Genomic DNA, 16,383 nt, shown 5'->3' with positions numbered 1-16,383 from the left:
TCCGGGTTACTTCTCCCGACGGAAATTATCGATCGGGGCGAACGAATTTCCGTCGATCGACAGAATGGGAACTCTCCTCTAGGGAAGATGTCATCGGGACACTTTTTGACGCGAAAATCACACGCCTAATGATTTGTCAAGTACGTTTTACAACTATTAATATTTTCTTCAGAATCCCGCGATATCATGGGAATAAAGGGCCGGCGACGAGAGGGAAAGGTTATGGACGCTCGGGAACTTCTACAACGCTACGCCACCAACGAGATCGATTTCGCGGGCATCCGTCTCCACGAATCGACACTAACCGGGGCGAATCTCCATCGGGTGAATTTTCGGGAAGCGGATTTAAGCGCTACGGATTTCAGGGGGGCGGATTTAAGTGGGGCCTGTTTGGAGCGATCGAATCTGACGAACGCGGATTTAAGCGGCGCGAATTTAGTCGGGGCGAATTTGATAGAAACCAATCTGATCGGGGCGGATTTAATGGGCGCGGATCTCGCCGGCGCGGATTTACGCGGCGCGGATCTCCGGTGCGCGAATTTAAGCGGCGCGAATTTAATCGGCGCGAATTTAATCGGAGCGGATCTCAACGGTACGGATTTAAGCGAGGTGAATTTAAGTGGCGCGCGTCTCGCGGGGGTGGATCTCAGTGTCGCGTGTACCCGCGATATCGAGATCGAAACGATCGAAATTTTGGAAGAAGAACCGATCGAGATCGAGATCTCCCACCGTTGGATCAGTTGGCACGGATAGCGATCGAATTCAATATAATCTCTACAGGTTCCGGGTGGGTTTTCCATCCGGTTCTCGCTTATTCGCCTACAATATAGACAGAAATTTCCCGTCGATCGAGTTTCCCATGAAAAACGGCAACGCTAAAGCCCTCGTATTCGTGGATACTCAATAATTAATAACCGAGCGCTATATTTACAGAAATAAACTCGGATCGACATGAAAAAATTCTCCTAAAATTTTAGCCCGTTTTGGTTCGATCGCCCGTTTCCCGTTGACGATCTCGGACACCACCTCTTCCGAACCGAAAATCCCGACGAGATCGGCCCTCGCGATCCCGCGTTGTTCCATTAAAAATCGCAATAGAGAATCGGGAGTCGAGAATTGTCCGGGAAAATAATATTCTCGCTCGAACTTTTCCGTTAACACGATTAGCAACTCGTACAACGCGTCTTCTTCCGGGGTTTGCGCTTCCCGGTGCATCAATTCTTCTACGAGAGCGAGCGCTTCTTCATTCTCCGCCTCGGTTTTAATCGGCTTCGGTTGATAGCGGGCTAACAATTCCCCGTATCGATCGCGATTGAAAATAAGGGTCATTTTTCCACTTTTATCCCTTTAATAATGCCTCCCGCATCACCCCGACGGGAACCGATCGACCCAGCCAGATCTCTAAAGCGATCGCCCCCTGATTCACCAGCATTTCCAACCCGTCGATCGCCGTTACCCCCCTCTCTTCCGCCAATTGTAACAACCGCGTCGGCCGGGGATTATAGATCAGATCGTAAACGAGCGCTCCCGACGGTAACAGATCTAGTAACTCGCCTTCCACGGGAGATTCACCGACGTGCGGGGACATCCCGATCGGGGTACTATTCACCAGTAAGCCCGTATCCGATACCAGCCCCTCTAATTCGTCCCATCCATGCACCTCCACGGAGCCATAGAGGTCGGTATCCGCCCAACTTTCTTTAAAAGGATCTAATTTCCGCTGATTGCGCCCCACGACGTGAATTTCGCGACAACCGAGACTTGCTAGAGCGACCACGACCGCCCGCGCCGCGCCCCCGTTGCCGAGGATCACCGGATTAACCCCGCTCCAGTCCCGCGAGAGGGATTGTAGGGGTGCGAGGAAACCGTCCACGTCGGTATTCGTTCCCTGCCATCCCGTTTCGGTACGCCAGACGGTATTTACCGCGCCTACCAAGCGCGCTTTCTCGGTAATCGCCTCTAAAAAGGGAATAATCGCTAATTTATGGGGAATGGTGACGCTAAAGCCCCGAACATCGATCGCCGCGAATCCCTCGATCGCCGTTTGCAGGGATTCGGGAGCGATCGGAAAGGGAAGATAGACGTAATTCTCGCCGAGTTCGGCGATAGCGGCGTTGTGCATCGCCGGGGAACGGGAATGCTCGATCGGACTACCGATCACGCCGAGTAGCTTCGTTTTTCCGTTAATCGCGACCATAAAAAAATGCGGCGGGCAAACCCCACCGACACCTTACCGAAGAAGTGGGTATTGCCCACCCTATCATTTATTTCTTGATCTCGCGCGCCATTTTCAGGAACATATCCAGATTTTCATCGTTGTTACGACGGCTGTTGTCATTGTTCGGAGCGGAACCGTTGCCGTTGACGGATTTGGCGGTAATTCCGCTCTCCTCTACTTTCGCCACTTCCATCGAGGAAATCTGACGGATAGACTCGCCCCCTTTCTGATTCGAGGCGGTTTTCGGGAAAGTCCGCCGGATAACGTTCGGTGTCCGCATGAACTCGATATTGCCGAGAGTCTTGGCATCATCGGGTTCGAGGTAAAACGCGTCTTTCTTTTGCGGTTGCACGATCTCCGTCGGTTCATCGACGTACTTGGTTTTACCGCCAAACAGGCCAAAGAGTCCAGCCATCGTCTCGTTCTCCTGAAACAAATTATGAGGAAATTTATTGCTAATCGTTAAATCATATCAAGATTCGTAACGGAGAAGGATAAATGTCCGCAAAACATGATATTTACATCCCCGATCGGGCGTTTTTCAGGGATCCGAGATCGAGCGATCGCAGTCGGGCGTGAGCGTTATCGATCCAGCCGCGACCCCGTAAAAAGCCGGTATTCGCGCCGGGGCAGAGATAGTGTAAGGTTTCCGGGGTGTAACGATTCAGGATAGTCTCGATCGAGCGTAATTGTCGGGGCCAGTGAAAAGTTTTCGCGGTTCGCAGGGGGACGGGGTTCCCGTCGGTATCCGGAAGGAGATGTCTCCCGGTCAATAAAACGCCCCCGTGACGGTTCCAGTACAGACAGGCGGAACCGGGAGAATGGCCCGGAGTCCAAAAAGCCTGACAGTTCTCCGAAAGACTGAATTCTCGCCCGAAAGCGGTTAACTCGGTATCGGGAAGTAAATAGGCTTCTTGTTCTTGGATGAGGATCTCGCAATCGAGACGTTTCCGTAGACGCTCGATCGATTTGCCGTGTCCTCCCCGATGGGTGAAAACCCACCAACGAACGCCCCTATCCATCAGGAAGGCGAGATAAGTGTCCTCCAGGGGGGGACAATCGACAAGGATATTCCCTGAATTTTCTACAATAAGATAAGAGGTTCCCCCCAGGGTTTCGCGATTAGGCGGGAAAGCGTATAAACCTTCTACAATCGATCGAGGGGGTTTCGGGGTTCTCGCTCCCGCTCCATCGATAGGATTTCGATCCGAGCGCGGGGTGTTCAAAGTTCGATCTCGTGACAGACGCGGTTTACACTGTAGCACGATCGATGACCGTGGCGGTTCCCTTCTCAAGCGTGAAAGTATAAAACGGGTTGATATGGAAATTTGGTTGATAGGGATCGGAATTCTCGGCGCGTTCACCTACGTGATCGTTAAGAATAGCGTCTCCAAGATCACGAAAACCCCCATTTGGTTGCTCTGGCTGGTACTGATGTCCCCCCCGTTAATCGTCACGGGATGGATCATCATCCACGAGGGAAAAGTGCCGATGCCCCTCCCGGTATTCATCGGCCTGTGCGTTCTCTCCCTGATGCTGTACTGGTGGATAGTGCGGCTCGGGCGCGTTCCCCCGACGGAAAAAGAAGTGAACGCGGTTGAAAAAGTACCGAATACCCCGGATCTAGCCCTAGAAGCCCTCGATACCGCCGCGAAAAACCCCATCACGCGACCGATCACCCCGGAAGAGGAAAAATCCCTCCGCGATTGTTTCCCCTGGGGGGTTTACTACCTACAGAATATCGATTACCGTCCCCAGGCGATCCTCTGTCGGGGCAAACTGCGATCGGTTCCCGATGAAGCTTATAAAATCGTCAAGGGGAACGTGGAGAGGGTTTTCAGCGATCGATTCCTCGTCCTCTTCCAAGAAAGTTTTCAGGGACAACCCTTTTTCGCCCTGATCGCCAATCCCTGGGCGAAAAATGCCGAATCTCCCGTAGAAGAAAAGCTCTCCCGTCCCGGCATTTCCGTAATCTTACTCCTGCTAACGCTATTCACCACCACGATCGTCGGCATGGAGTTCAGCGGTGTCACCACCGAACAGGTCGAGACGACTTTAGAATTATTCGGGGACGGTTTTACCCTCCCCGCGCTAGATGCCAATCTCGCGTTAATCGCCCGCGGATTACCTTACAGCCTGGCATTGCTCGTCATTTTAGGCGTACACGAGATGAGCCACTATCTCGCGGCGCTCCAGTATAAAATTCGGGCGACCCTCCCCTATTTCATCCCCGTTCCCTTCTTTTTAGGCACTTTCGGCGCGTTCATCCAGATGCGATCGCCCACCCCCCACCGGAAAGCCCTGTTCGATGTCGCCGTCGCCGGGCCGTTAGGGGGCTTTCTTATCGCCGTCCCCCTACTGCTGTGGGGTTTATCCCTCTCCGAAGTCGTCCCGATCGACGCTCAGAGCGGTTTACTCGATTTCGAGACCTTAAATCCCCGATTCTCCTTCCTGCTCTCGATCCTCGCGAAAATCGCCCTCGGAAGCCGGTTAGTGGTCGGACAGGCGATCGATCTACACCCCTTAGCCGTCGCCGGATACGTGGGAATCATCGTCACGGCCCTGAATTTAATGCCGGTGGGACAGTTGGACGGGGGGCATATCGTCCACGCCATCTACGGCACGAAAACGGCGATCGTCGTCGGTCAGCTAACGCGACTATTAATGTTCATTCTGGCGTTCGTCCAGCCGGATTTCCTCCTCTGGGCGATCATTCTACTACTCATGCCCGCCGCCGATCAGCCCGCCCTTGATGATGTCACCGAACTGGATAATAAACGGGATGCCCTGGGGCTAGTATCCCTCGCGCTGTTGTTGTTGATCTTGTTACCCCTACCCGGCGCCGTAGCCACTTGGTTCGGAATGTAAGGCAGGAGTCAGGAGTCAGGAGTCAGGAGTTAGGAGTTAGGAGAAAACAACAATAGCTATCTTCTCCCTCACCTCCCTCATCTCCCTCACCCTCCCCACCTCCCCATCCCCCCATCTCTCCCACCTCCCTCACCTTCCCCTATAATGGGAAAGATAACTTCCCAGTTCGTTGTTTTAGCGAAAATCTATGAGTACCAGTCCAGACCGTGTGATTATCTTCGATACCACCCTCCGAGACGGGGAACAGTCCCCGGGGGCCGCGCTTAACGTGGATGAGAAGCTAACCATCGCCCGCGCTCTGGCACGACTGGGAGTTGATGTTATCGAGGCCGGCTTTCCCCACGCGAGTCCCGGAGATTTCGAGGCGGTCCAGAAAATCGCCGCTACCGTGGGAGCCGAGGGAGGCCCCAGTATTTGCGGTCTAGCGCGCGCGACCCAAAAAGACATTAAATCAGCCGCGGAAGCGCTCAAACCCGCCGCCAAGCCCCGAATTCACACCTTTCTCGCAACATCCGATATTCACCTCCAATACAAGCTTAAGAAGACCCGTCAGGAAGTTCTCGACATCGTGCCGGAGATGGTCGCTTACGCGAAATCCTTCGTCGATGACGTGGAATTCTCCCCGGAAGACGCGGGCCGGAGCGATCCGGAATTTCTCTACCAGGTATTAGAACGGGCGATCGAAGCGGGAGCGACGACGGTAAATATTCCCGATACCGTCGGGTATACCACTCCCGCCGAGTTCGGTGCTTTGATCCGGGGGATTAAGGAAAACGTCCCCAATATCGATCGAGCGATCATTTCCGTCCACGGTCACGACGATCTCGGCCTCGCGGTGGCGAATTTCCTCGAAGCGGTGAAAAACGGCGCTCGTCAGTTGGAATGCACGATTAACGGCATCGGGGAACGGGCCGGGAACGCTTCTCTAGAAGAGTTGGTGATGGCGCTTCACGTCCGTCGTTCCTACTTCAATCCTTTCCTCGGACGGCCGGCGGATTCTACCGAACCGCTCACCAATATCAACACGAAAGAGATCTATCGCACGTCCCGTTTAGTTTCTAACCTCACGGGGATGATCGTGCAACCGAATAAGGCGATCGTCGGGGCCAACGCGTTCGCGCACGAGTCCGGTATCCATCAAGACGGGGTGTTGAAACATAAACTCACCTACGAGATCATGGACGCGGAATCGATCGGGTTGACCAATAATCAGATCGTTCTCGGTAAACTCTCCGGCCGCAACGCTTTCCGCTCCCGCTTGAAAGAGTTGGGTTACGAACTCTCGGAAACGGAACTGAATAACGCGTTTATCCAGTTTAAAGAGATGGCCGATCGCAAGAAAGAGATCACCGATCGAGATCTCGAAGCGATCGTCAACGACGAGATCGATACGGTTCCCGACCATTTCCGCCTCGAATTAGTACAGGTCTCCTGCGGCGATAAAGCGCGCCCGACCGCGACCGTCACCATCCGCACCCCCGACGGACAGGAACGATCGGACGCGGCGATCGGAACCGGCCCGGTAGACGCGCTCTGTAAGGCGATCGATCGAGTAGTACAGATTCCGAACGAGTTAATTTCCTTCTCGGTACGCGAAGTCACCGAGGGGATCGACGCGCTCGGGGAAGTCACCATCCGTCTCCGGCACGAGGGACGCACCTACTCCGCGCGCGCGGCCGACACCGATATTATCGTCGCCTCGGCCCGCGCCTACACCAGCGCGCTCAACCGTCTCTACGTCGCGCTACAGGAAAACGAAAAACCCGCCGCGGAAGTCGCGTCGGTATAAAGTATAAGGGTGGGCTACGGCTCACCCTTTTGAATCTAGGGTCGATCGAATCGGTCGGGGATAGTAATGCCCGTATAACCAGGAAATTGCTCGGGGTTTCTCTCCAGTGAAGGGGAACCCCGAATCATGGTAAGGCGAGCATGGATAAAGATGGGTCTCGGTAAAATACTTCGATCGTGTCGAACTCTTTCCGTAGTAAACTTTCAACTTGTAAGGTCGAACAGTTACCGAGCCGAATCCAAATCACTTTGGGTGGATTCCCGAATACTAAGCTGAGATCGTGCATATCCGAGTCTTTCGAGACAATCATCAAATCATTAGATTTCGCATAATCCCAAACGATCGGATCTATCGTCGATTTCATGCCAACATCTCGAACATGAAGTGAATCGGGAAATAGGTCATTCAAACGGCTCGGCAACTTAGGAGATAGATTCTCATCGAACAGTAATTTCATACAGATATCGGCGCGGTCATCAATCGACGCTCGCGGTCGGCCGCGTAAGCGATACAGGCTTTTAAATCTTCCCGCGTTAGATCGGGAAAATCTTCTAAGATCTCCGCTTCTGTCATTTCCGAAGCTAGGTACTCGAGCACTTCGTAAACCGTGATCCGCAAGCCACGCACGCAGGGTTTACCACCGCGTTTATTCGGTTCGATCGTGATGTAATTTCGGTAATCCATAGGGGAAATTGATAAATTTAGGCGGATATAAAGGTGAGTTATGAAGATTCGATTTCTATTCAAATTCTACCTCTTTTTTAGGAGAATCGTATTCTTTCGGTAAGGGATCGCGCCGAACGAGAAAAGAGAGATCGCGGAAATTTTATAAAAAATACCGATTTTTTTCCATCCGTGAACTATATTTATCTGCCACTCCCTATCTCCCTATCTCCCTATCTCCCTATCTCCCTATCTCCCTATCTCCCTATCTCCCTAATCTCCCTATCTCCCTATCTCCCTATCTCCCTATCTCCCTATCTCCCTATCTCCCCATCTCCCCATCTCCCCATCTCCCTCACCTCCCCCATCTCCCTAATCTCCCCATCTCCCTCACCTCCCCCATCTCCCTAATCTCCCCATCTCCGGCCTCCCGCTATAATTTATACAGCCTCGCGGCCGCGACTCTCCCTTTTGATAGACCGGGGAAACGATCGCGCGACGGGTAGCGTGGAACGAGTAAGCTGTAATCGGTTCAGGATCGGAGTTTATGAGTAAGTTTGTTTTCGTGACGGGCGGAGTCGTCTCTAGTATCGGGAAGGGAATCGTGGCGGCCAGTCTGGGACGGTTATTGAAATCCCGCGATTATTCGGTGTCGATTTTGAAGTTAGATCCCTACATTAACGTTGACCCCGGTACGATGAGTCCCTTTCAACACGGCGAGGTTTTCGTCACCGACGACGGGGCGGAAACCGACCTCGACCTCGGACATTACGAGCGCTTCACCGATACATCGATGTCCCGTCTCAATAGCGTGACCACGGGTTCGATCTATCAGGCGGTCTTGAATAAAGAGCGTCGCGGCGCGTATATGGGCGGAACGGTGCAGGTTATCCCCCATATTACTAACGAGATTAAAGAACGTATCCTGCGGGTCGCCAAGGATACCAACCCGGACATCGTGATCGTGGAAATCGGCGGGACGGTGGGGGATATCGAATCCCTGCCGTTTTTGGAGGCGATCCGGCAATTTCGGAAGGATGTGGGGCGGAATAACGTGGTTTATATGCACGTTACCCTGATTCCGTGGATTCCCGCCGCGAAGGAGATGAAAACGAAACCGACCCAACACTCGGTCAAGGAATTACGCTCGATCGGGATTCAGCCGGACGTACTGGTGTGTAGGTGCGATCGACCGCTTCAACCCGGTCTCAAGGACAAACTCTCGGCTTTCTGCGATGTGCAGGTGGAATCGGTGATCGTCTCCCAGGACGCGGGCAGTATTTATGAGGTCCCGTTGATGCTGGAAAAAGAGGGGTTAGCGCAACAGACCCTAGATTTGTTGAAGCTGGATAAAAGAACGCCGAATCTGGAAAATTGGGAAAATCTCGTCCGGCAGATGAGATCGCCGAGTCGCCAGCTAGAGATCGCGATTGTCGGTAAATACGTCCAGTTGGGAGACGCGTATCTCTCGGTGGTGGAAGCGCTCAAACACGCCTCGATCGCCCTCGATAGCGATATCGAGTTACGCTGGGTGAGCGCGGAGGACGTGGAAACGGAGGGCGCGGAAAAACATCTCGGCGGTGTCAGCGGGATCGTCGTCCCCGGCGGTTTCGGTATCCGCGGGGTAGACGGGAAAGTGAAGGCGATCGAGTACGCGCGTCAGAACAAGATTCCTTTCCTGGGCTTATGTCTGGGGATGCAGTGTTCGATTATCGAGTGGGCGCGGGATGTCGCCGGTCTACAAGGGGCGAACAGCGCCGAATTCGAGGAAGATACCCCCCATCCGGTCATTAACTTACTTCCCGAGCAGGAGGACGTGGTGGATCTGGGCGGAACGATGCGTCTGGGCTTGTATCCCTGCCGTTTAACGCCGGATACGCTCACTCTCTCGCTCTACGGTCAAGAAGTGGTGTACGAGCGCCATCGCCATCGCTACGAGTTTAATAACGCCTATCGGAGTCTATTCCTGGAAACGGGTTACGTGATCGCGGGGACTTCTCCGGACGGTCGTTTAGTGGAGATTATCGAGCTTCCTGGACATCCATTCTTTATCGCCACCCAATTCCACCCGGAATTCCGCTCCCGTCCCAATCACGCGCACCCGCTTTTCCGAGGGTTTATCGAGGCTTGTTTACGCGGTTCCGACGGGAAAGTTGTCCCCGCGCCGGCCGAGTCGGAAGTGTTGGTAAATCTGTAGATTTTCAAGATTTCGGAAGATTGTCCCCGTGAGGAAACCAAAATTTCCCGCGGGGGCGATTTTTTTTCTTTCCCGAAGAAAAATCCGAGGGCGAACTGAAGCGAAATTTTCAATTTCTAGCGGACGAAAACAGTTTCTAGCGAGAGAAATCGAGAGATATTGAAGGTGTGAAGTTCGATATTTTTGAAGAGGTTACTAATGCTTTCGGTCGCCAAAAGGCAAACGCTACCGATAAAAAAGATCGAAAAAAGATTTGTCAATCGGTCAAGGGAAGACTATACTGCAAAGATAGTAAATGTCATCTGTCGTTCGAGAGAACGATCGAGAATCGATTTCAGGAGACAGCGCTTCATGATAGGTAATATCGATAAGATCGCTATTCTTTTAGCCGCCGTTCGCTCGCGTGATTTCGGTCAATTGTTGGCGACGGTGGTGGAAGGGGTCGATCGAGATGATTGGCTCTCGCTTAATTTTACCCTCTTTCAAAACGACGATCGATCGGGAATGCAGTTTGTTAGCTCGGTCGTCCGTTACTGCGACCAAGAATTCCCCGATAGCCCGATCTTTAAAAACTCTACCCGCGGCCACATTCCTTTCGACTAAAAAAAATCGCCGGATTTTCGCCACTTCCGACCGGTTCGCGCGTCTACTGACGGGAACGGATTCCCGAATATGGCAAGATGGGGATAACGCGACAGGGAGAGAGGATGGACGGAAAACTATCACGGGAACGGGTTCGGGGATTGGCGATCGTCGGACTGATCTGGGTAATCGGCGCGCTGATCGATCGACTGTGGTTTAGCCTCGATCATACGATGCCCGCGTGGGATCAGTCGGAACACCTCAACAGCACACTAGACTACTGGCGCGCATTACAATCCCCGCGCCCGTTCGATGGAGGATGGTGGCGAGAATTCTGGCTCCTGTCGCCGAAAGTTCCCCCGTTAATCTATATCCTCACCGCCCCCTTTTTCAGCCTCTTCGGAATTAGCGATAACTCCGCCACACTGGTCTTATTGCCTTTTAGCGCTCTGTTGTTGTTTTCGGTGTACGGGTTGGGGGTTATCCTCTTCAGCGTTCCCGTCGGGCTTTGGGCCGCTTTCCTGTGCGCTCTCCTGCCGGGACTGTATTACTACCGTCTGGAATTTCTTCTCGATTTCCCCCTCGCCGCTATCGTTACCTTTTGTTTCTTTTTATTGACGTGGTGGCGATTTTACGCAGAAGGAAGAATGGCGTGGGGGATAGCGATCGCCTTCGGGGTGGCGTTCGGTTGCGCGTTTTTAATCAAACAACCGACGTTATTTTTCCTTTTCTGGCCGGTTGTCTGGGTAATCGGCGAAAATCTCTATCACCGTCGTTGGCAGAGATTGGCGCAGATTATCACGGCTTTATCCATCACGGTTCTCGTATTCTTTCCCTACTATCGAACCAATTGGCTGTTAGCGATCACTTCCGGGAAACGCGCGACGGTGGATTCCGCGTTAATCGAGGGCGATCCGGGGTTGAACTCGATCGGCGCGTGGACGTATTATTTTCAGGTTCTCCCCTATTATCTTTCTTGGGTATTGTTATTAGTTCCCGCGGTGGGATTACTGCTATCGCGGTTTTATTGGCGACGACGGGAAAAAAATCCGGGCAACTCGATCGATCCGAGAAAAAAATGGATCTGGTTGAGCGTTTTCCTCTTCGGGGGATATTTCCTCTCGTCCTTAAATATTAATAAAGACGCGCGCTATATTTTGCCGCTCGTTCCCACGTTATCGATTATTTTAGCGGTCGGGTTACTCTCCTGGCGAGGGCGATACGGAAAGTCGGTTCGCTTGGGAACGGCGATCCTCTCCGTGATTTTAATGCTATTTAATCTTTTTCCCCTCGGGGGAGGATGGGTAACGGGAATTCTTAGCCCGCAATTACAACACTATCCGAATTTTCAGCAAGGTTGGCCGCACGAGAAGGTGATTGGCGAGATTCTTAAAACCTCTCCCTACCTGCGATCGACCCTCGGGGTATTACCTTCCACCCCGGAGATCAATCAACGAAACTTAGACTTTTACGGGGGAAAAGAAAACTCGCGAGTAGAGGGGAGACAGGTAGGAGTCCGGGAAAAAGACATCGAACAGGACGCGGGTTCTCTCGATTGGTTCGTCACCAAAACGGGCGATCAGGGATCGGTTCCCGATGTACAGAAAAAAATGGTCGATCGAGTGGAGAGAGGGGGCGATTTTCAAGCCGTCAAAGCGTGGGATCTTCCCGATAAAAGTACCCTCTCCCTCTATCATCGGATCGAACCCTCGATCGAGGTAAAACCGTTCCCCGGATCTCCCGATCGAGTAGAATTAAAAGCCATTACCGTACCGACGAAAGCCCTTCCTGATCGACCGATTCCCGTTACCTATACGTGGGTGGGGCCGTGGGAACAACTGCGATCGGGACTCGTATTATTAACGTGGCAGAAAGTGGACGGCAAAGAGCGCTGGTTCCACGATCACGGCATCGCGATGGGCGCGTTACTTTCGGGGGAAAAACCATCGGGGAAAGAGGGATTTCAAGTCATCGAGAGAACCGCCATGCAACCGATTTCAACGCCGGGGATCTATCGATTATCGGCGAGGTATTTGAATCGGGAAACGGGGGAAAGTTACCCGATCGCCACGAACGCGGAAATCTCGATCGATCCTACCGCGCCGGAACTTCCCGCGCCCCAACTCGATCTCGTCACCCAACTCCGGTTAAAATCCGCGGATATCGGCAAGGGAATCAAGGGAATCGAGCCGATTTTCGCGTTAACCAACCGGATCAATCAATACGATGCCACGCAGGATTATGTCCGACAAGCGGATCGAGCCTTTTCCTACCGTTTACAACACGATACCGACGCGGACAAACTCCCTCTCGTCTACGGGTTAGCCATTGCCAAGGTACTGCAACAGGACGCGCCGGGAGCGATCGAGGCGACCGAAAAAATGATCGAACTCGATCCGAAAAATCCCTATCATTACGCCTATCAAGGCTTCGTCTATCTCTACGATTGGAACCCCGGCCCCGCGAGTCGAGTGTTAGACAAAGGAATACAATTAAACCCCGATATCGAGGAATTGAACGCCTTACGCGGGGTGGCGGCATTGATGGGCGGAAATCTCGTCAAAGCGTGGAGTTTGTTAAAGGGGTTAATCGAGTAAGAACTTTTCCCCTATACCGTCGCTCCTTCCAGGAAAACGCCCATATTTCGGAATTTCTGGTAACGGAGTTCCCGACGTTGGGCCGGAGTTAACAGGGATAACCGGTCTAGATTCTCGACGATCGCCGCCTTCAGAGCGGAGGCCGCCTTGATCGGATCGGCGTGCGCGCCTCTAGAGGGTTCCGGGACGATTTCATCGATAATTCCCAACTCCTTGAGATCTTTCGAGGTAATTTTCAGGGCTACCGCCGCTTTCTCGGATTTTTTCGCGTCTTTCCAGAGAATCGCGGCGCAGGCTTCCGGGGTAGCCACGGTGTACACCGAATGTTCCAGCATCAACAGTCGATCGCCGACACCGATCCCCAGCGCGCCACCCGATCCCCCTTCCCCGATCACCGTACAGATAATCGGCACGTCCAGACCGAACATTTCCCGGAGATTGTAGGCGATCGCCTCTCCCTGACCGAGCTTTTCCGCTTCCACGCCCGCCCACGCGCCGGGAGTATCGATAAAAGTTAGAATCGGCTGATTAAATTGATGGGCGTGTTCCATCAGGCGCATCGCTTTCCGATAACCACCGGGCGCGGCCATCCCGAAATTCCGGGCGACATTATCCTTCGTGTCGCGTCCTTTCTGATGCCCCAAAATCACCACCGGCCGACCTTCTAGACGCGCCACACCCCCGACGAGGGCCGGATCGTCGTATCCCCCCCGATCGCCGTGTAACTCGAACCATTCATCGGTGATCGCCTGTATATAGTCGAGAGTGCTAGGGCGACGGGGATGGCGCGCCAACTGCAAGCGCTGGGAGGGGGTGAGATTGCTGAAAATTTCCAAACGTAAATGCTCGGCGCGCTCTTCCAACTGGGCGATCTGTTCCGAGACATCGACCCCGTTTTCCTCGGCTAACTCTTTGATCTGCTCGATCCGCTGTTCCAGTTCGTACAACGGTTTTTCAAATTCCAGTAAAAAAATTTTCCGTTCTATCGTCTCGTTTTTTGCCATAGTTTTGTAATTTCACTCGCTCGTCAGAGAAGGCAGGAGGCAGGAGGCAGGAGGCAGGAGGCTTTTAGCTATCGGCCTTTAGCCTTCAGAGGGCGAGTTTTTCAGCCTTAGCCACTATTTAGTCAAGAGATCTAGCTGACCGCTTTTTCCCTAACGTCCGGCTTGTAACCCGTCGGTTTCCGATCGCTGTTCTCTCGAACCTTATTTTTTCCAGCTTATCGTCAAAGGGGGACGCTCGCGACCGCGCCGGGAATCTCGCGATTCGATCGCCGACGGTAACGGGCTGTAGCGGGGAGGAACCGAATCCGAACTCAGGATTTTCTAGGCGATCGGCAAGCTTTCACGATTTATCATGAGTAAAAATCAATCCGGTGAACTATAAATAAGATATAATCGGAATTTTCTTTTTATACCTTTGAAATTAAGGGATTATGACCGATAAAGTAGAATCGATCTCGCATTCTGTAGCCGAGAATACAGAATTTCAGAAAGATTAATGCTACTTTTGAAGGTAGGCGAGCGTTACCAAAGATTATCGCTTCCAGTCCGGTAAGCGCGCGGAAAAATTGATTAGCCTCTAGGGTTCCGATCGCCCCCCTCGCGATGCTGGTCCGAGAGAGGCGAGCTAGAAATTCTAGTCACACGGCGGGAGAAAAGCCCGGGAGAAGATACGGTGTAAAGCACCGAGATCGATTTCCCGCCGCTTTTCTTTTTGAATTAGGAAAAAGAATTATGACCGAAAATCCTTTATTCCAACAGCCCGACGCGAGCGGGAATCCCCCCACCGAAGCGGGCCGGGCGCTCGAAAAAGAAGCCCGTCTCCCCCTGACGGGTTGGCAGAGAGAAGTCGAACAGGGACTAACCTACGGGTTAGAAGCCGCCGAAAGTATCCGCGATCGATCGATTCCCACCTTTTCCCGCGGCGAATTGCCCCACTACGCCGGGATTAACACCTTTCTCAAAGCCCCCTATCTAGAGGACGTGCGGAAAGTGGGAGAGTACGACGTGGCGATCGTCGGGGTACCGCACGATTCCGGAACCACCTACCGCCCCGGAACCCGTTTCGGCCCGCAGGGTATCCGCCGGATTTCCGCCCTCTACACCCCCTATAACTTCGAGTTGGGGATCGATCTGCGCGAACAGATTACCCTGTGCGACGTGGGCGACATTTTCACCATTCCCGCCAATAACGAGAAATCTTTCGACCAAATTTCCAAAGGAATCGCCCATATTTTCCATTCCGGCGCGTTCCCGATTATTCTCGGCGGCGATCACTCGATCGGCTTCCCCACCGTTCGCGGCATCTGTCGGCATCTCGGCGATAAAAAAGTCGGGATTATCCATTTCGATCGCCATGTGGACACCCAGGAAACCGACCTCGACGAGCGGATGCACACCTGCCCCTGGTTCCACGCCACCAACATGAAGAACGCGCCGGCGAAAAACCTCGTCCAGCTAGGGATCGGCGGTTGGCAAGTGCCGCGGCAGGGGGTGAAAGTCTGTCGCGAACGGGCGACGAATATCCTCACCGTCACCGATATTACCGAGATGGGACTCGACGCGGCGGTAGAGTTCGCCCTCGAACGCGCCCTCGACGGAACCGATTGTGTTTACATCAGTTTCGACATCGACTGTATCGACGCGGGATTCGTCCCCGGAACCGGCTGGCCGGAACCCGGCGGACTCCTCCCCCGCGAAGCCCTGTATTTATTGGGAAAAATCGTGCAAAGAGCGCCGGTTTGCGGCTTGGAAGTGGTGGAAGTATCGCCCCCTTACGATATCAGCGATATTACCTCGCTCATGGCCACGCGGGTGATTTGCGATACGTTAGCGCATCTCGTTCTATCGGGACAGTTACCCCGTAAGGAGAAACCGTACTATATCCACCCGGAGAGTCAGCCGGAACTCGTCGAGTGGACGTAGGAAGATGCACGAGGTAGACATGACGCGGGCGTTAATTATCACGGTGAAAGATTGGTGGGAATCGCAGGAAGAAAAGCCGAAAATCGTCAGAATTCATCTAGCGATCGGACAGTTCACCTGTGTCGAACCCGCCAGCCTAGCGTTCGCTTTCGAGGCACAAACCCGCGACACCTTTCTCGACGGGGTGGAATTAGCCATCCGCGAAACCCCGTTAATCGCCTTCTGTCACCCGTGTCAGCGCGAGTACCGTCCCGAGATCGGTCTTCGGTACGCCTGTCCCGTTTGCGGCGCGCCGATGGACGATATTCGATCGGGCCGGGAATTAAAGATCGATCGACTGGAAACGGTTGAATAAGTTAGGAGGTGAGGGAGGTGGGGGAGGTGGGGGAGATGAGGGAGGTGGGGGAGATGGGGGAGATGGGGGGAAAAGGGGAAGGGGAAAATGGAAAAGACTACTTTTAAGCCCTTCACCTTTACCCTTTACCCTTCCCTCCTGCCTCCTGCCTCCTGCCTCCTGCCTCCTGCCTCCTGCCTCCTGCCTC

At 53.3% G+C, this 16,383-nt stretch carries 16 protein-coding genes and 1 riboswitch; of the genes, 8 read left to right on the top strand and 8 right to left on the bottom strand.

Annotated features, from left to right (window positions below; all coding sequences use genetic code 11):
- Nucleotides 1-222 precede the first annotated feature (222 nt).
- Entirely contained in the window at nt 223-753 is a 531-nt protein-coding gene (locus V0288_RS19110; protein WP_332866756.1) for a pentapeptide repeat-containing protein, read from the top strand.
- Nucleotides 754-927: 174 nt separating this feature from the next.
- On the opposite strand, the gene V0288_RS19105 is transcribed toward V0288_RS19110, so the two are convergent.
- The 4 genes from V0288_RS19105 to V0288_RS19090 form a co-directional block, all read right to left on the bottom strand.
- Entirely contained in the window at nt 928-1,329 is a 402-nt protein-coding gene (locus tag V0288_RS19105) for a helix-turn-helix domain-containing protein (protein WP_332866755.1), read from the bottom strand.
- 10 nt (nt 1,330-1,339) lie between these two features.
- Nucleotides 1,340-2,197, bottom strand: coding sequence for a shikimate dehydrogenase (locus tag V0288_RS19100; RefSeq protein ID WP_332866754.1), 858 nt, complete (start codon nt 2,195-2,197; stop codon nt 1,340-1,342).
- A gap of 67 nt (nt 2,198-2,264) precedes the next feature.
- Complete coding sequence (locus V0288_RS19095) at nt 2,265-2,633, bottom strand: hypothetical protein (RefSeq protein WP_332866753.1); 369 nt, start codon at nt 2,631-2,633, stop codon at nt 2,265-2,267.
- A 103-nt stretch (nt 2,634-2,736) separates the two neighbouring features.
- Complete coding sequence (locus V0288_RS19090; RefSeq protein ID WP_422662029.1) at nt 2,737-3,414, bottom strand: MBL fold metallo-hydrolase; 678 nt, start codon at nt 3,412-3,414, stop codon at nt 2,737-2,739.
- A gap of 124 nt (nt 3,415-3,538) precedes the next feature.
- Here V0288_RS19090 and V0288_RS19085 point away from each other — a divergent pair, with 124 nt between their 5' ends.
- Both V0288_RS19085 and V0288_RS19080 read left to right on the top strand, forming a co-directional pair.
- Nucleotides 3,539-5,086 carry a site-2 protease family protein gene (locus V0288_RS19085; protein WP_422662028.1) on the top strand — a complete coding sequence of 516 codons (1,548 nt, stop codon included), beginning with the start codon at nt 3,539-3,541 and terminating at the stop codon, nt 5,084-5,086.
- A 187-nt stretch (nt 5,087-5,273) separates the two neighbouring features.
- Entirely contained in the window at nt 5,274-6,875 is a 1,602-nt protein-coding gene (locus tag V0288_RS19080; protein ID WP_332866750.1) for a 2-isopropylmalate synthase, read from the top strand.
- A gap of 124 nt (nt 6,876-6,999) precedes the next feature.
- On the opposite strand, the gene V0288_RS19075 is transcribed toward V0288_RS19080, so the two are convergent.
- Together V0288_RS19075 and V0288_RS19070 are read right to left on the bottom strand one after the other, a co-directional pair.
- Nucleotides 7,000-7,332, bottom strand: a complete 333-nt coding sequence (locus V0288_RS19075) for a DUF5615 family PIN-like protein (protein WP_332866749.1) — start codon at nt 7,330-7,332, stop codon at nt 7,000-7,002.
- The gene (locus V0288_RS19070) at nt 7,329-7,559 is read right to left on the bottom strand and encodes a DUF433 domain-containing protein (protein ID WP_332866748.1); all 231 of its coding nucleotides are present in this window, start codon (nt 7,557-7,559) and stop codon (nt 7,329-7,331) included. The genes V0288_RS19075 and V0288_RS19070 overlap by 4 nt, the downstream gene beginning before the upstream one ends.
- A gap of 526 nt (nt 7,560-8,085) precedes the next feature.
- Here V0288_RS19070 and pyrG point away from each other — a divergent pair.
- The 3 genes from pyrG to V0288_RS19055 all read left to right on the top strand — a co-directional run bounded on the left by pyrG (nt 8,086) and on the right by V0288_RS19055 (nt 12,914).
- The gene (pyrG, locus tag V0288_RS19065; RefSeq protein WP_332866747.1) at nt 8,086-9,735 is read left to right on the top strand and encodes a glutamine hydrolyzing CTP synthase; all 1,650 of its coding nucleotides are present in this window, start codon (nt 8,086-8,088) and stop codon (nt 9,733-9,735) included.
- A gap of 351 nt (nt 9,736-10,086) precedes the next feature.
- Nucleotides 10,087-10,338: a hypothetical protein gene (locus V0288_RS19060; protein WP_332866746.1), complete on the top strand. Its 252-nt coding sequence runs from the start codon at nt 10,087-10,089 to the stop codon at nt 10,336-10,338.
- A 104-nt stretch (nt 10,339-10,442) separates the two neighbouring features.
- Nucleotides 10,443-12,914: a glycosyltransferase family 39 protein gene (locus V0288_RS19055; protein WP_332866745.1), complete on the top strand. Its 2,472-nt coding sequence runs from the start codon at nt 10,443-10,445 to the stop codon at nt 12,912-12,914.
- Between the two features lie 11 nt (nt 12,915-12,925).
- Here V0288_RS19055 and accA read toward each other — a convergent pair whose 3' ends face one another.
- The gene (accA, locus tag V0288_RS19050; RefSeq protein ID WP_332866744.1) at nt 12,926-13,918 is read right to left on the bottom strand and encodes an acetyl-CoA carboxylase carboxyl transferase subunit alpha; all 993 of its coding nucleotides are present in this window, start codon (nt 13,916-13,918) and stop codon (nt 12,926-12,928) included.
- 566 nt (nt 13,919-14,484) lie between these two features.
- Nucleotides 14,485-14,585: riboswitch (guanidine-I (ykkC/yxkD leader) on the top strand.
- 65 nt (nt 14,586-14,650) lie between these two features.
- On the opposite strand from accA, the gene V0288_RS19045 reads away from it, so the two are divergent.
- Nucleotides 14,651-15,841, top strand: a complete 1,191-nt coding sequence (locus tag V0288_RS19045; RefSeq protein ID WP_332866743.1) for an agmatinase family protein — start codon at nt 14,651-14,653, stop codon at nt 15,839-15,841.
- A 4-nt stretch (nt 15,842-15,845) separates the two neighbouring features.
- Nucleotides 15,846-16,196, top strand: a complete 351-nt coding sequence (hypA, locus tag V0288_RS19040; RefSeq protein WP_332866742.1) for a hydrogenase maturation nickel metallochaperone HypA — start codon at nt 15,846-15,848, stop codon at nt 16,194-16,196.
- Here the strand turns inward: hypA and V0288_RS19035 are convergent.
- On the bottom strand, nt 16,164-16,383 hold a 220-nt coding region (locus tag V0288_RS19035), incomplete at its 5' end, for a hypothetical protein (protein ID WP_332866741.1). The genes hypA and V0288_RS19035 overlap by 33 nt on opposite strands.

Source organism: Pannus brasiliensis CCIBt3594 (genome assembly GCF_036688125.1).
GTDB classification, from domain to species: domain Bacteria; phylum Cyanobacteriota; class Cyanobacteriia; order Cyanobacteriales; family Microcystaceae; genus Pannus; species Pannus brasiliensis.
This window is presented reverse-complemented; position numbering and strand designations above follow the sequence as displayed.

Bases quoted from the DNA above. Each gene is read 5' to 3' on its own strand.
- V0288_RS19110 (WP_332866756.1), top strand. From the start codon at position 223: ATGGACGCTCGGGAACTTCTACAACGCTACGCCACCAACGAGATCGAT.
- V0288_RS19105 (WP_332866755.1), bottom strand. From the start codon at position 1,329: ATGACCCTTATTTTCAATCGCGATCGATACGGGGAATTGTTAGCCCGC.
- V0288_RS19100 (WP_332866754.1), bottom strand. From the start codon at position 2,197: ATGGTCGCGATTAACGGAAAAACGAAGCTACTCGGCGTGATCGGTAGT.
- V0288_RS19095 (WP_332866753.1), bottom strand. From the start codon at position 2,633: ATGGCTGGACTCTTTGGCCTGTTTGGCGGTAAAACCAAGTACGTCGAT.
- V0288_RS19085 (WP_422662028.1), top strand. From the start codon at position 3,539: ATGGAAATTTGGTTGATAGGGATCGGAATTCTCGGCGCGTTCACCTAC.
- V0288_RS19080 (WP_332866750.1), top strand. From the start codon at position 5,274: ATGAGTACCAGTCCAGACCGTGTGATTATCTTCGATACCACCCTCCGA.
- V0288_RS19075 (WP_332866749.1), bottom strand. From the start codon at position 7,332: ATGAAATTACTGTTCGATGAGAATCTATCTCCTAAGTTGCCGAGCCGT.
- V0288_RS19070 (WP_332866748.1), bottom strand. From the start codon at position 7,559: ATGGATTACCGAAATTACATCACGATCGAACCGAATAAACGCGGTGGT.
- pyrG (WP_332866747.1), top strand. From the start codon at position 8,086: ATGAGTAAGTTTGTTTTCGTGACGGGCGGAGTCGTCTCTAGTATCGGG.
- V0288_RS19060 (WP_332866746.1), top strand. From the start codon at position 10,087: ATGATAGGTAATATCGATAAGATCGCTATTCTTTTAGCCGCCGTTCGC.
- V0288_RS19055 (WP_332866745.1), top strand. From the start codon at position 10,443: ATGGACGGAAAACTATCACGGGAACGGGTTCGGGGATTGGCGATCGTC.
- accA (WP_332866744.1), bottom strand. From the start codon at position 13,918: ATGGCAAAAAACGAGACGATAGAACGGAAAATTTTTTTACTGGAATTT.
- V0288_RS19045 (WP_332866743.1), top strand. From the start codon at position 14,651: ATGACCGAAAATCCTTTATTCCAACAGCCCGACGCGAGCGGGAATCCC.
- hypA (WP_332866742.1), top strand. From the start codon at position 15,846: ATGCACGAGGTAGACATGACGCGGGCGTTAATTATCACGGTGAAAGAT.